This window comes from Escherichia sp. E4702, from assembly GCF_963883545.1.
Classification (GTDB): domain Bacteria; phylum Pseudomonadota; class Gammaproteobacteria; order Enterobacterales; family Enterobacteriaceae; genus Escherichia.
In genome coordinates, this window is record NZ_CAWORF010000036.1 from 214,468 (window position 1) to 229,015 (window position 14,548).

Here is a 14,548-nt window from a genome sequence, read left to right on the forward strand (position 1 = left end):
CATCTTTTAATATCAGTTAATTATTCAGCTTCACCGAAGCGGTCGCGAAATAAGGCAGTGAGAGTCTGTATGGCCTCGTTTTCATCATCACCGTCGCAGCGTATTTCCACCGTTTTGCCGCCTTTTATTCCGGCGCGCATAATATTCATCATGCTGGTGGCATTAATATCATTACCCTCATAGTGCAGCGTCACGTTACAGCTATATTTTTTGGCGGTTTTCGCCAGACAGGCCGCCGGACGTGCATGCAGGCCAGTACTGTTTCTGACCTCCACGGTTTTACTCAACATAGTGCTCCTCCCGATGATGTAATGGCATCACGCCTTCTTGCTGTAATTTCAACTGATACCAGCTTTTCCATTTGTGCTGATAACGCTGTAATTGATGATATCTTGCCCGATTCGGTTGCAGGCGTTGGGCAATCGTCACCTTCGGCGGCGTAATATCCGGTGCGGCGGTTAATAATGCTCCGACAGAAACCGCCTCGTTAAATGCAATTGCTTCAACCGGACGCTGTAAAATATCCGCCTTTAATTGCAGCCAAAGAGGATTATGGGTCGCCGGACCAATCACTTTTAACGCGCTGGTGCCAGGCACATTAAAACAGGCAAAGCAGTTGGCAAATTCCATGGTTAATCCCAGTGAAATACTGGCAATTAACATGTCGATATTTAACGTATCGCCAAGCCCATAAAATAATCCTCGGGTGTGGCGATTTTTATAGGGCGAACCCGAACCGCGAAGATGCGGAATAAAGACGGGAATGTCATCGAGCAACCAATTCCCCGCCAGATAATCCGCATGTCCGCGAGTGAGTGACGCGGCGATCTCCTCATCGGTTAGCCGGAACGTGTTACGCAACCACTCCAGAGCGAAACCGCCCACGGGTAGCGAAGCAAACAGGGTGAACTGGTTGGCAAGCGAATAACAGCCGTTTGCCAGCTTGTCACGTTTGGCCTGTTCATCCAGCGTCGGTTGTGTATCCAGTTGCAGAATGCCTTCCGTGGTCCCCGTCGAGTTAAGGATATCGCCCGGCATCATCTGCAACGCTCGCGCCCCCACCATATGGTCATGTCCGGCCAGCGTCACGCTGGCCGGTTGTGAGAACCCAAGCGTTTTGCAGAGCGACTCGCTGACCCATCCGGCGTGCTCGCCTGGTTGTACTAATGGCGCAAATGCTGAACAGGGAACGTGTAACAACGCCGCCGCTTTCGCTGACCATTCGCCTTTGCGCACGTCCAGACACAGCGTACGGCTGGCTAAGGTGATATCCGTGCGCTGTTCGCCAGTCAGTCGCCAGAGCAGCACTTCCGGCGCATGTAGCCAGCGCAGGCCGCGGCGATTACGCAGTGGGTAATGTTCCAGCAACCAGCGCATTTTGAAGGCAGAGTAATTGCTGTGCAGCGGTAACCCGCAGATGTCATAAAGTGCCGCACTGTCTGCCTCGCTAAGCGTTGCCAGATACTCTTCACCGCGACGGTCATACCACGCCAGCATTGGCGTCAGGATCTCGCCGTGCTCGTCAAGAAACACCCCTGACTCGCCAAAACTGGCAATGCTGATCCGCCTGACCGGTAGCGGCGAAGCGGCATTCAGTTGCGCTATCGCCTGGCGGACCTCCTGCCAGAGGGCGTCGATATCGAAATCGACATCGCCCTGTGGGGAGATCTGTTTTGCCGTCACGAATTTATGCGCGCCCAACGTCGTTGCGTCCAGGCAGGAAAAGCAGGTGACTTTGCAATTGGTGGTGCCAATATCGATAACGATGGCTGCGCTGTTATCAGGCATAAACCGTGCTCCGCGTCATTCGGAAAATGCCATACAGCACCAGGGCAATAACCGGCACCAGACCAATGGCGATGATATTGCCGTTGAAGATTTCCAGCAGCCAGAAGCGGAACGGGTTACCGCCATCAAGGAAACTGGAAACCTGGCCGCTGGAGCCTTCGGCAAATTTGAAGTTAACGTCTTTCGCCATTCCGGTAATAAACGGCGCGATTTTAGTAGCAATCCACAGGTCGGCAATAATCACCGGAATCGCCGCCAGAACGGTGCGGAAAATATTGCCACGGCTGGCTAAAGCAATCATCGACGCCATTACCGCCAGGTTGGCAAGGTCGCCAAGCGGCAGGACTTCATTACCCGGAAGGACAAACGCGATAAAGACCGAGATTGGCGTCAGCAGCAGGGCGGTGGAGATAATCGCCGGGTTACCTACGGCAACGGCAATATCCAGGCCGATATAGAGATCGTCACGGTCAGGGTATTTGGCATTGAGATACTTTTTAATGGCTTCAGACAGCGGTAATAAACCTTCCATCAGGATGCGTACCATGCGTGGCAGGATGAACATCACACCGCCAATGCTGATGCCAAGCAGCAATACTTTTTTGAAATCGTATCCTGCAATTACGCCGAGCAGAATGCCCAGAATAGTGCCAACCATCATCGGCTCGCCGAAGATACCAAACTTTTTCTGTACGGTTTCCGGATCGATATGAATACGATTGAGGCCAGGGATATGGTCGATGATTTTGTCGACCAGCAGACCGACCGGGAAGAACACTACCGAAGAGAGCGTCGGCAATGAGATCCCTTCCAGGCCAAAGTATTTTTGTACCAGTGGCGCAGACCAGTCGGCGAGTTTAAGTACTACCACCGCAGCAATCGCCGCTGCCAGCAAACCAAAGAACAGGCTGCCGGTGCTGTAATAAACCAGCGTACCGGCAAGGGCAAAATGCCAGTAGTTCCACATATCTACGTCAACGGTGCGGGTTTTATTTAACGCCAGCATCGCCACGTTAATCAGAATGGTCAGGGGAATAACAAACGGGGCAATTGGTGAACCCCATGTAATAGCGGAAAGTGGTGGCCAGCCTAAATCCACCACCGGTAAATTAATTCCGGTGCGTTCAACCATCGCCTGGGCCGCTGGCCCAACATTGCTGGTCAGAATATCGAAAATGGCATAAATACCGACAAAACCAATGCCGACCGTTAATGATGAGCGTAAGGCTTTAGCGGGTTTTACTTTAAAACAGAGAGCAAGAATAAATAACACCAGCGGTAACATTACCGTGGGGCCAAATCCCAATATATATTGCACAATATTATAGAGGGTATGCGCGATATCGTTCATAATAAACCTCTTTTTCAGGCGAGAGCGCACCTCGCGTTAGCGCCTGATGGAGTGGGTTGAAATTAATTATTATTAATTACTTTTTAAGGATCGAAACAATTTGCGCCAGTACTTTTTCTTCGCCAATACCGGTAATAATCGGCAAGCCGTTGACCACCGGGACGTCGAGTTCATAAGGCACTTTAGTCGTTGAAACTACCAGTGCTACGCCGTCAGTATTTCCAGGTAAAGAGGCAACGTTGGTTTGGGAATAATTGACGTTAAGACCTTGCTCTTTGCAATATTCCATGACTTTTTCTGTTACCGCCGTGGATGTGGCAATACCCGTAGCGCAGACAAATAAAATGGTTTGACTCATATTTCACCTCGTTCTTTCATTTTGTTTAAGATTACTGTGTGTATTTCTGTTGTTTCCATCGTAAGCAGGGCGCACATAAAGGGCGTATCCTGAATCATTTCCATAATCCAGCCCAGGGCATTTAATTGTTTGTTACTTTCGCTTAAGGCGAGCAAAAAAATCACCCTGACAGGTACGGGGGCAGGAGCGCCGCCCATATCGGCAAACTCTACCGGCTCCGGCAGGATGCCGACAGCAATCGCATTGTGCCTGACATGTTTATGATCCGTGTGCGGAATGGCGACACACGGCGGTTCGGTAGGCAGCCCCGTTGGGTAAGTTGCCTCACGTTTAAGCACATGGTCGGCAAAATCAGGGACCACCAACTCGGCGGCAATCAACGGTTGCGCTAACTGACGGATGATCTGTTCAACGCTTAACCCTAGCGGAAGTCGTTGAATATAATTTTCCTGAAACTGTATGCCTTGCATTTTATTCCTCTTAAAAAAGTGTACTTAACTCACTTCCCGCCGTTGCAGCACGGTGCCAAGATAATATTTATTGCCTTTTAACCAGACATTGCCAAACTCAACGGGTAACCCTCGGGAGAAAAAGACTAACTGCTCCAGATGCAAAACGGGTGCATCTTCACTGATATCTAAAAAATGACCGCGTTCATTACCAATTAATCGCGCGGCATAGCGACTTTCCGAGTAACGAATTTTCCTTTGCGACAAACTTTCTATTGTTGGAAATAAATTGTGTTGATTAAAATTGATTTCCGCGATGCCGGGGCATAGCTCAATATTGATACGGTTCTCTATCAGCATTGCTTTTTCATCACCAATTGAACGTAAACGCTCAAGGTAAAGAATATCCTGACCGGGCGTTATTCTTAATTTCTCTGCCACATAACGATTAGCCGGTTCAATCCGTGACGTAATAACTTCAGTAGTAAAATGTATTTTCTGGCTTTCCAGCGATTCCGCGAATGACAATAATCCTTCACCTAACGGATATGCTACGTTCTCTTTTTTGACAAATGTTCCCTTGCCCTGGACCTGAATCAACACGCCTTCTTTTACCAGTTGGGCGACCGCTTTTTTAACGGTTCCCCGACTCACTTCCAGCATATCCATAATCTGGTATTCCGAAGGAATGCGATCGTCTTCCACCAGATCCCCGGTATAAATACTTTCTCTTATCCACTCCACCACTTGTTGATAGAGCGGTATTTGTGACGACTTACTTAATGATTTCATGGCGCGCACCTGAACATTTACAGTTGTCTATGGACAATCATGGACAACTTCAAGCGTATAGTAGGTGAACAGGCGAAAAAGAGGATCGAAGCGTCTCACATTTTGGGGGACTAAATCGTGATCAAAAAAATGTGATGGAAGTCGAAGTTTGGCAGGAATTTACTGCGCCGTCAGGAAATAACGGCGCGTGGGTAGGAGTTAATCTTCCTTCGGCAAGCACTGCAAATGCCCGTGCCGCACGCCGCGTTGGGCGATAACGTCATCGGCAAAATGCTGCACGTCGCCCATGTCACCTTTCAACACGGCGATTTCCAGGCAGTCGTCGTGATTAATGTGCACATGCAGCGTGGCGACCGAGAGATCGTGGTGGTGATGCTGGGTGGAGACAATACGGCTGGCTAAGTCGCGTTTTTCGTGTTCATACACATACGACAGCACCGCGAAACCTTGTGTGCCGTGCTGCTGTGTCGCTTCCTGCGCCAGAGCGCTGCGCAGAATATCGCGGATAGCTTCGGAACGGTTGTTATAACCACGACGCTGGCTCAGGCTGTCCAGCGTCTCCAGTAAATCGTCATCAAGCGTGATGGTGACTCGTTGCATTTTGCGTTAAACCTTTTCAGTGGCGCGACGGCGCACGGGGAATGCGGGTAATACCGCGTTTTGTAGCACACGTCCGGCGTCAGAGGAAAAGGTTAATTTATCTCCCACCACCTGGGTTTCGACGATTTGTCCGTTGTCCATCACCATCACCCGCTGACAGAAGCGTTCTACAAGACGTAAGTCGTGGGTGATGAACAGGCAGGCGGTGCCAAACTGTTGTTGCAGCTTTTTCAGCAGGCGAATGACGCCCGCCTGTAACACGAGGTCAAGGTTAGAAACCGCTTCATCCAGAATCAGCAGTTTCGGTTCGACCGCCAGCGCGCGTGCCAGGCAGACGCGCTGGAGTTGGCCGCCGCTTAACTGCGGTGGGCGTTTGTCGAGCACGCTGTCGTCAAGATCTACCGCCTTCAGCATTTCGCTGGCGCGCGCCAGTTGTTCGGATTTTTTCAGCGATAGCAGATGGCGCATCGGTTCACGCAGGATCTCGCGCACGGTTTTGCGCGGATTCACGGCGCTGATGGAGTCCTGAAACACCATCTGAATATCGCGGCGGAACGCTTTACGTTGCGCGCGATTAAGTTTCGCCAGCGGTTCGCCGCGCCAGCTAATATTCCCTTGTGAGGGCGATTCTAAGCCTACCAGCAGCCGCGCGAGAGTGCTTTTTCCGCAGCCGCTGCGCCCCAGCAGGGCGACGGTTTCACCGCTTTTCAGGGTCAGCGTAACGTTATTAAGCACCGCCTGATGCTGGTGCTTACCGCTAAATCCACCGTGGGCATAGTGATGGGAAAGGCCGGAGACGTTAAGTAAAGTCATGATGCCAGCTCCATACCGTAGAGGGCGAGATGAGCGGAAACCAGGCTGCGCGTCACCGCATGTTTGGGGGCGTTAAACAGCGTTTCTACATCACCCTGTTCGACAATCTTACCGTGTGACATCACCGCCACGTCATCTGCCAGACGCGCCACAACGCCCATATCATGGGTGACCAGCAGCATTCCCGGTGCTTGTTTTTGCATAATGCTTTCCAGCAGATCGAGGATGCGCGCCTGCGCTACCACGTCAAGGTCGGTGGTCGGTTCATCGGCGATGATAAACGGTGATTCACACAGCACCGCCATCGCAATCATCATGCGCTGCAACATGCCGCCGCTCATCTCGAACGGGTACAGCTTAAATACGCGCGCGGCGTTTTCCAGCCCCACCGCTTCTATGGCAGCGGTAAGCGTAGCGTCATCGGCGGGTTTCCCCAGCGCCAGGCAGGTTTCCCGCGCGTGGGTGTGCATAGTGTGCAGCGGATTAAAGGCGCTGCGCGGGTTCTGCATGATGGTGGCAATTTTGATGCCGCGCAGGGCGCAGGGAGAAACCGGTTTTCCATCGGCCAAAATTTCCCCCGCCGTCTGGCGAACGCCAGCAGGCAGAATGCCCAGCGTCGCGGCGCAGGTCAGTGATTTCCCGCTGCCGCTACCGCCGACTAACGCCAGCACACGCCCGCGTTGCAGGGTTAACGATACGCCGTGCACCAGCGGCTGCGCGGCCTGTAGCGCGATATTACGTAGTTCAATCTGTTGCGGCATTAGTGTGCGTGCTCCGTCACCAGATGAGGGTCCAGATGATCGCGCAGTGCGTCACCCACCAGGTTAAAGGCCATCACGCTGATAAACAGCGCCAGCCCCGGCCAGAACATTTGCAGCGGCTGGGTCCAGATATACTGGCGCGCGTCGTTAATCATCACGCCCCATTCGGCGGTCGGCGCGGTCACGCCGAGGCCGAGGAAGGACATCCCCGCGACGTGCAGCATCATATGGCCGATATCCAGCGTTGCCAGCACCAGCAGCGAAGGGATCACCGCACCCGCCAGATGATCAACAAACACCCGCACATGGCCCGCCCCGGAAAGCCGTGACGCCAGCACAAACTCGCGCTGGCGCAGGGAAATCACCAGGCTGCGCACCATGCGTGCGTACCATGCCCAGTGCGACAGGGCGATGGCGATAATCACGTTGGTCAATCCGGTACCGAGCACGCCGACCATAAAGAATGACAGAATCGAGGTCGGGAAGGTCATAAACATATCCGCGACGCGCATGGTGGCCTGATCAACGCGCCCGCCAATCAACCCGGCGCTGCCGCCAATAACCAGCCCTAATGTCAGCACCAGCAGCAGGCAGGCCATTACCGAACCGAGCGACACGCGGGTCGCTGCCATCAGCCGCGAGAAAATATCGCGCCCTAAGTGATCGGTGCCCAGCCAATGCTGCGCATCCGGCGAAAGCAGGCGCGACGGCAAATCAATCGCCTGGGGGTCATACGGCAGCCACCACTGGCTGGTGAGCGCAATCAGCGCCAGCAGGGCGATAATGATCAGCGCCAGGCGTACCGACCAGCGGGAAGAGAGGAAAAAGTTCACGCGTGCGCTCCTTCATGACGACGAATGCGCGGGTCCAGCGCGGCGTTGAGCAAATCGACAATCAAATTGCAGACCACAAAAACCACCACCATCATCAGCGTAAAGCACTGAATCACCGGATAGTCACGGTTAAAAATCGCCGACACCGCATAGCGCCCGACGCCCGGCCAGGCAAAGATGTTTTCGATAATCATCGTCCCGCCAATCAGTTCGCCAATGTGCATCCCCACGGCAGTGATCATCGGCAGCGAGGCATTGCGCAGAATATGGCGGCGTTCGGTCTGTTTGTCATTCAGGCCGCGCAGCCGCGCCCAGGTGACGTGACGCTGACCAGCGACGTCCAGCATACTGGCGCGCAGCAAACGCGCGTTAATCGCCAGCGACATAAAGGCGATGGATACCGCAGGCAAAATGATGTGCTGCCAGCCGCCGTAACCCATCGCGGGTAGCCATTGCAGATACACCGAAAACGCCATCACCAGTAAAAACGCCAGCCAGAAGTTAGGCATCGACACGCCGAGAAACGCGATAAAACGTACGGCGAAATCCGGCAGACGATCGCGGTGGCGCGCCGCCCAGATACCGAGCGGTACGGATGTGAGCAGAATTAATACCAGCGCGGCACCTGCCAGTTCCAGCGTGGCGGGCAGGAAGTTCAGCATATCGTCCAGCACCGGGCGTTGGCTGGCGAATGAGATACCAAAGTCGAGATGCAGCGCCTTCCACAACCAGGTACCGTACTGGACGTACAGCGGCTGATCCAGCCCCAGCATGGTGCGGGTAGAGGCCAGCATCTCCGGCGTCGGCGGCAGGTTAGACAGACGCAGATAATCGAGCGCCGGGTCGCCGGTGCCGAGGCGCAGCATCAGAAAAATGATCACCGAGGCGGCGAGCACCATCGGGATCAGCAGCAGAAAGCGGCGTAATACGTAACGCAACATTAAGGTTTCACCGGTTTAATCTGTTCGAACGGAATTTCGGTGGCGATCGGCGCGTAGGGGATGTTACCCAGCTCCGGTTTTGATACCACCATCATTGAGATGTAACTGATAGGCAGATAAACCGCCTCGTCATGCAGACGGGTCAGAATGTCGCGATACAGCGTCTGACGTTGCGTTTCGTCATGGGTCGCCAGCACTTCGCCGATCTCTTTATCAATCAGCGGTTTGTCGGCTAATCCTTGCTGTGCCTGGAAGTCAGCATGCGACGGTACGCGCATTGAACTCAGGAAGGCGTGTGGATCGTATGGCGCGCCCCAGGTGCGGTGGAAAATCATGCCAAAACGACCGTCGCGCTGACGAGCATAGATACTGCTCTCTTCTTCGCCAATCAGCGAGACATCTGCGCCAATCTGGCGCATATCAGCCTGAATGATTTCCGCCATTGATTTGCTTAACGCATCGGTACCGATGAACGACAGTTCAATGCGCAGCGGCTGACCGTTTTTCTCGCGGATGTCTTTGCCCGCAGGTAGCGTCCAGCCTGCTTTTTCCAGCAACTCTTTCGCTTTCTGCGGATCGTACTGGCGCGGTTTCAGGCCGAGGTTGGCGTAGGGTACAGAAGGGGCAAACAGAGTGTCTGCGACCTGCTGGGTGCCATACAACGCGTTATCAATCAGCGATTTTTTGTTTACCGCGTAATTGAGAGCTTCACGTACTGCCAGCTCGTTGGTGGGGGCTTTGGCGGTATTAAGTGCCAGCATCACGGTTTCGATCGGCTGTGACAGTTGGGTGTGATAAGCCGGATTCTGGCTAAAGCGGGCGAAGGTATCGAGCGGTAATAACCCTTCGTTTCCGTACAGCAGGTCGATATCGCCAGTTTCAAACGCTACCGCGCGGGTAGTCGGGTCCGGGATGACGTTAAAGGTGATCTTTTTAATCGCTGGCTTTTCGCCCCAGTAGTTTTCGTTACGGACGAAGACATCGTACTGATTCAGTTTCGATTCCTGCAAAACCCACGGTCCGGTGCCAATCGGCGCTTTAATCCCGTTCATGGTTTCATGGTTTTTAAACTGCGAGGGGGCGATAAAGCGGAAAGGGCGTGGCAGGGCCAGTTCTTGCAGGAAAGGATAGTAGGCGCTTTTCAGGGTGATTTGCAGCTCGTTTTTACTGAGTGCTTTGACATCAACAATCTGGTTTGCCAGCTCCAGCCAGGCGTGACGTTGACGGTTATCGAGCACTGCGCGGAAGTTTTCTGCCGCCGCCTCGGCATCGAACGGTTCGCCGTTGGAGAATTTCACGTCATCACGCAGGGTGAAGGTCCAGGTTTTACCATCTTCTGAATGAGCCCAGCTTTTTGCCAGCCACGGGATCACCGAACCGTCTGCCTGATATTTCACCAATGGTTCATAAACCATGCTCTGGGCGAACATCTGGTTAGGCGTGTAAAGGTGCGGGTTTAGTGGCCCGACGTTCACCGGCCAGGCGGTGGTGATTTCATCTGGCGCGGCGGCATGGACGATAAAAGACGCACAAGCCAGCAGCGCAAATAGAGTGCGGCGGAGTGTGGAGAGCATGGTAACCCCAATGGATTAAAATAGATGGCGGAAATAAGTATGACGATTTTAAATATTCGTCATACTGATTACCTGTTCTGGATCAAGAGATGGACAGTCGGGTGGGCGGATCAGTTAACTGAATCGATCCATTGCACACTGTCGGCAGTGAGCGTAAAGGGGGTAGGGGTGCAGATTGCCAGGCTTAAATTGTCGAGCTGGCAATGGCTGACTGACAGCGAGGACTGATAGGTGCTGTCTACGCTGACGATCTGCCAGGCGCTGCCGCCACGCTGTTTAACGATGGCTTCTTTACGCGTCCAGATGCGCCAGAACATTTCCAGCTGCTGATCAGGATGCACGGCGTCCATCTCAGCGTGTTCCCCGAGGCTGAACACCGCGTTCGCCAGCCAGCGCCAGTTGGCGCGCGGGCGAATCACTTCGATATCGCAGCCGACTTCGCCTTCATCGCTCAACAGCAGGGCGATATCGTCACCGCTATGGCTTAAGTTGAACCATAGCGGCGTTTCCGGCGCGAATGCAGGTTTGCCTTGTTCGCCATAGATGATCTCCGGTAGCGGGGAAAGCGTGTGCGAAAGCAATGCACGCCCCGCCAGCCAACGTTCGCGTCGTGGACCTTGCGGTGCTTGATCGCGTAAAGCCGGTGGCAGTGGAGCTGCGCTTAAGGTCGAAACTTTCCCCAGAACTATCCGATACATATCAGGGCCAACGTTTAATGATGATGGATGTATTAATGCCGCCAAAGGCAAAGTTGTTACTCTGCAAAAACTCACAATCAACCTTGCGGGCTTCATGCATGATGTAATCCAGCGCGCCACAGTTCGGGTCTGGTTTATTCAGGTTTAGCGTAGGCGCAAACCAACCTTCGCGCATCATTTGCAGACTCATCCAGGCTTCGAGCGCGCCACAGGCACCAAGCGTATGACCAAAATAACTTTTCAGCGAGGAGAGCGGCACATTATCACCGTAAATGGTTGCTGTCGCCAGACTTTCTGCCATATCACCACGATCGGTCGCCGTGCCATGCGCCGAAATATAGCCGATATCTTGTGCGCTTAACCCGGCGATTTTCAGCGATTGCTCCATACAATACTGCATGGTTTCGCGCTGCGGCTGGGTAATATGTGCCGCGTCGCAGTTAGTCGCAAAGCCGACGATTTCACCGTAAATGGTCGCGCCGCGCGCTTTGGCGTGCTCCAGTTCTTCGAGAATGAGCGTACCTGCGCCTTCACCAATCACCAGTCCGTCGCGGTTTTCATCGAACGGTGAAGGTGTGGTTTTCGGCGCATCATTGTGCTGGCTGGTGGCAAAAAGGGTATCAAACACCGCCGCTTCTGAAGGGCATAACTCTTCGGCACCACCGGCAACCATCACCGTTTGATAACCGTGGCGAATGGCTTCCCACGCATAACCGATCGCCTGGCTGCCGGAGGTACAGGCGCTGGAGGTTGGGATCACCCGCCCGCGCAGGCCGAAAAAGAGGCCAGTATTAACAGCGGTGGTGTGCGGCATCATCTGCACATAGGTGGTGCCAGTGATGTTATTGGTGTGCTTTTCCGTCAGCATGGTGGCGAACTCGCTTACCGGGCCGGTACTGCCGGTCGATGAACCGTACGCAATGCCCGTTTCGCCGCTGGTTAATATCGGATCGCCAATCAACCCTGCCTGCTCTAACGCTAGTTCGCTGGCGCGGGTCGACATTTGCGACACGCGGCCCATCGCACGGATACGCTTGCGGGTGTAGTGCTCCGGTAGCGTGAAATCATCAACAGGCGCGCCAAGCAGGGTGTGCAGACCATCGTAGACCTGCCACTCTGGCATTTTGCGTACTGCATTCTCATACGCCAGCAGACGCGCGGAAACGTCCTGCCAGTTTTCACCAAAGGCAGTCACGCCGCCCATTCCTGTAATCACTACGCGACGTGTCATAACATCCCTCCGTTGATGGAAATAACCTGGCGGGTGACGTAACCCGCAATATCAGACATTAAATAGCTGGCAAGCCCGGCAACTTCTTCCGCCTGGCCCATGCGTTTCATGGGGATCATCGACATTGCCTCTTTCAGGGCGCTCTCTTCCATTTCGATCATCCCGGTATCAATAAGCCCCGGCGCGATGCAGTTGACGGTGATTTTGCGCTTCGCGAGTTCGATAGCCAGCGCTTTTGTTGCGCCGATAATTCCGGCTTTGGCAGCGCTGTAATTCACCTGGCCGCGATTGCCCATTACGCCGGAAACCGAGGATAGCGTGATGATGCGCCCACCCTGGCGTGCGCCGATCATCGGCATAATGCACGGCTGAATGACGTTGTAAAAACTGTCGAGGTTGGTGTGGATCACCGCATCCCAGTCGTCATCGCTTAAAGCCGGAAAAGCGGCATCGCGGGCGATCCCGGCGTTACTAACCACGCCGTACCAGGCACCGTGTTGCGCGATCTCGTGCTCCAGCACTTCCCGACACTGTTCGCGGTTTGCGACGTCGAAACTGAGCAAACGCCCGTTACCCCCGTTGGCGACAATGGCATTCAGCGTTTCCTGAGCGCCTGTGGCGTCACGGTGATAGTGAACGCCAATGTTAAAGCCGTCTGCCGCCAGTTGGCAGGCGATGGCGCGACCAATGCCTTTGCTGGCACCAGTAACCAGAACTGAACGACTCATCAGGACGCTCCTTGTTGAAACAGGGTGGTAAGTTCTTCCGCGGTCGGCTGGAAGGTGTTAATGCGGCCCGTCGCCTCGCCGTCGTTGATGCTGCACTCAAAACTGCCGAAGCGATCGTCTTGCATCAGCAGTTTGACGGTAATGGTCAGCGTCTGGCCTGCGGGCAGAATGCCAGTGGTGCAAAGCAATTCACGCGCGCCCAGTACCATCCCTAACTCAATACTGTTTTTGCCCTGCTGGTGGCGATGCCAGCCAGACCAGACGCCGACGGTTTGCGCCATCAGTTCAAGGGCAAACCAGCCAGGGAGATTGCCGTCCGGGTCGAGAAACGGTGCCAGTACGCCACTGGGCGAGACTGTTACGCGGCAGACCGCGCTGTCATCGCTGACGCTCACCACGTCTTCCAGCAGTAACATGGGCGCGTCGTGGGGCAGATAAGCGCCGGGTGATAAATAGTGGCTCACGAAACCCTCCCGAGCAGAATGCTGGCGTTATTGCCGCCAAAGGCGAAGGAATTGGACAGGATCACCGGACGTGCCAGCGGCTGTGGTTTTTCGATAATGCCGCACGGTGGCAGCGTGGGATCGCGTGGCGACAGGCTGAAGTCCTGAGCGGGCAGCGGTAAATCACGCTGTAAGATCAACATGCTGATTGCCGCCTCGGTAATGCCCGCCGCGCCCAGCGTGTGTCCGGTCAAATGTTTGGTGGAGCTGCACGGTACACGTTCGCCAAACAGGGCGTTAACTACCATTGATTCAATCTGATCGTTGAGTTGTGTGGCGGTGCCGTGCAGGTTGATATAGCCGACGTCATCTGGCGTAAGCTGCGCATCGGTCAGCGCCTGATTAATAGCGCGGATCGCCCCTTCGCCCTGCGGATGCGGGGCCGAAATATGATAAGCGTCGCTTGATTCACCAACGCCCAGCAACGCGATGGGCTGCGGTTCGCGGGTCAGCAGCATTAGCCCCGCCCCTTCACCAATGGTGATACCTGCGCGGTCACGACCAAACGGCTGACATAAGGTTGGCGACAGCGATTCGAGGCTGTGAAAACCGTTAATCGGCATTCGGCTCAGGGTATCTGCGCCACCCACAATGGCGGCATCGACCAGCCCCGCTTCGATAAGTCTGCGCCCGCTGATCATCGCTCTGGCACTGGAGGAGCAGGCGGTTGAAAGGGTATAGGCCGGGCCGTCGAGCGCCAGCCAGTGGCTGAGAAAACGCGACGGATCGCCGAGTTCTTGTTGCGCGTAGTGCCATGTGGTGCTCGGCTGTCCGTTGGTGCGCAGGTTAACGTGCGTGTCGCCCTCATGCAGGCCGGAGGTGCTGGTGCCAAGTACAATCGCGATGCGCTCGTGACCATATTTCGCGATAGCGTCATCAACCTGCGGTTGGATCTGCGCCAGCGCCGCCAGCAGGATCTGATTGTTGCGCGAGCGGTGCGCAGCAAATTTTTCGGGGATAAGCGGAAGCTCGCCATCCACGCCAGCCAGGACCGCCTGCGGATGCCCCTGCAACCAGCCTGCGCGCGGGCGCATTCCGGGAGCAACACCGCGAGTCAGGTTGGCTGCGATTTCGTCAAGGTTATTTCCCAGGGCGTTGATCATGCCGACGGCGGAAATATAAATCATA

The 14,548-nt window shown here is 54.6% G+C and carries 17 protein-coding genes; all 17 read right to left on the minus strand.

Annotation, left to right across the window (positions count from 1 at the left end):
• Positions 1–20 precede the first annotated feature (20 nt).
• Entirely contained in the window at positions 21–290 is a 270-nt protein-coding gene (locus tag AACU94_RS22185; protein ID WP_135488626.1) for an HPr family phosphocarrier protein, read from the minus strand.
• Positions 280–1,788, minus strand: a complete 1,509-nt coding sequence (locus AACU94_RS22190; RefSeq protein WP_130217800.1) for an FGGY-family carbohydrate kinase — start codon at positions 1,786–1,788, stop codon at positions 280–282. The genes AACU94_RS22185 and AACU94_RS22190 overlap by 11 nt, the downstream gene beginning before the upstream one ends.
• The gene (locus AACU94_RS22195) at positions 1,781–3,139 is read right to left on the minus strand and encodes a PTS galactitol transporter subunit IIC (protein ID WP_001308116.1); all 1,359 of its coding nucleotides are present in this window, start codon (positions 3,137–3,139) and stop codon (positions 1,781–1,783) included. The genes AACU94_RS22190 and AACU94_RS22195 overlap by 8 nt, the downstream gene beginning before the upstream one ends.
• Positions 3,140–3,215: 76 nt before the next feature.
• Positions 3,216–3,497, minus strand: a complete 282-nt coding sequence (locus tag AACU94_RS22200) for a PTS sugar transporter subunit IIB (protein ID WP_000084025.1) — start codon at positions 3,495–3,497, stop codon at positions 3,216–3,218.
• Positions 3,494–3,967 (minus strand): PTS sugar transporter subunit IIA, encoded by a 474-nt coding sequence (locus AACU94_RS22205; RefSeq protein ID WP_135488627.1) that lies wholly within the window; start codon positions 3,965–3,967, stop codon positions 3,494–3,496. The genes AACU94_RS22200 and AACU94_RS22205 overlap by 4 nt, the downstream gene beginning before the upstream one ends.
• 24 nt (positions 3,968–3,991) lie before the next feature.
• The gene (locus tag AACU94_RS22210) at positions 3,992–4,738 is read right to left on the minus strand and encodes a GntR family transcriptional regulator (RefSeq protein WP_135488628.1); all 747 of its coding nucleotides are present in this window, start codon (positions 4,736–4,738) and stop codon (positions 3,992–3,994) included.
• 198 nt (positions 4,739–4,936) lie between these two features.
• Entirely contained in the window at positions 4,937–5,338 is a 402-nt protein-coding gene (gene nikR / locus AACU94_RS22215) for a nickel-responsive transcriptional regulator NikR (protein ID WP_001190062.1), read from the minus strand.
• A gap of 6 nt (positions 5,339–5,344) precedes the next feature.
• Positions 5,345–6,151: a nickel import ATP-binding protein NikE gene (nikE, locus tag AACU94_RS22220; protein WP_135405453.1), complete on the minus strand. Its 807-nt coding sequence runs from the start codon at positions 6,149–6,151 to the stop codon at positions 5,345–5,347.
• Positions 6,148–6,912 carry a nickel import ATP-binding protein NikD gene (nikD, locus tag AACU94_RS22225; RefSeq protein WP_135488629.1) on the minus strand — a complete coding sequence of 255 codons (765 nt, stop codon included), beginning with the start codon at positions 6,910–6,912 and terminating at the stop codon, positions 6,148–6,150. Before nikD ends, nikE begins: the two co-directional genes overlap by 4 nt.
• Positions 6,912–7,745, minus strand: a complete 834-nt coding sequence (gene nikC, locus AACU94_RS22230; RefSeq protein WP_001008963.1) for a nickel ABC transporter permease subunit NikC — start codon at positions 7,743–7,745, stop codon at positions 6,912–6,914. Before nikC ends, nikD begins: the two co-directional genes overlap by 1 nt.
• On the minus strand, positions 7,742–8,686 hold the full coding sequence (gene nikB / locus AACU94_RS22235; RefSeq protein ID WP_000947068.1) for a nickel ABC transporter permease subunit NikB: 945 nt from the start codon (positions 8,684–8,686) through the stop codon (positions 7,742–7,744). Before nikB ends, nikC begins: the two co-directional genes overlap by 4 nt.
• Positions 8,686–10,260 (minus strand): nickel ABC transporter substrate-binding protein, encoded by a 1,575-nt coding sequence (nikA, locus tag AACU94_RS22240; RefSeq protein WP_135488630.1) that lies wholly within the window; start codon positions 10,258–10,260, stop codon positions 8,686–8,688. Before nikA ends, nikB begins: the two co-directional genes overlap by 1 nt.
• Positions 10,261–10,370: 110 nt before the next feature.
• Complete coding sequence (gene acpT, locus AACU94_RS22245) at positions 10,371–10,958, minus strand: 4'-phosphopantetheinyl transferase AcpT (RefSeq protein ID WP_135385378.1); 588 nt, start codon at positions 10,956–10,958, stop codon at positions 10,371–10,373.
• A 1-nt stretch (position 10,959) separates the two neighbouring features.
• On the minus strand, positions 10,960–12,189 hold the full coding sequence (locus tag AACU94_RS22250) for a beta-ketoacyl-ACP synthase (protein ID WP_000198472.1): 1,230 nt from the start codon (positions 12,187–12,189) through the stop codon (positions 10,960–10,962).
• Complete coding sequence (locus tag AACU94_RS22255) at positions 12,186–12,917, minus strand: 3-ketoacyl-ACP reductase FabG2 (protein ID WP_000091664.1); 732 nt, start codon at positions 12,915–12,917, stop codon at positions 12,186–12,188. Before AACU94_RS22255 ends, AACU94_RS22250 begins: the two co-directional genes overlap by 4 nt.
• Positions 12,917–13,381 (minus strand): ApeP family dehydratase, encoded by a 465-nt coding sequence (locus AACU94_RS22260; protein WP_130217786.1) that lies wholly within the window; start codon positions 13,379–13,381, stop codon positions 12,917–12,919. The genes AACU94_RS22255 and AACU94_RS22260 overlap by 1 nt, the downstream gene beginning before the upstream one ends.
• Positions 13,378–14,547, minus strand: a complete 1,170-nt coding sequence (locus AACU94_RS22265; protein ID WP_135488631.1) for a beta-ketoacyl-[acyl-carrier-protein] synthase family protein — start codon at positions 14,545–14,547, stop codon at positions 13,378–13,380. Before AACU94_RS22265 ends, AACU94_RS22260 begins: the two co-directional genes overlap by 4 nt.
• Position 14,548: the final 1 nt, after the last annotated feature.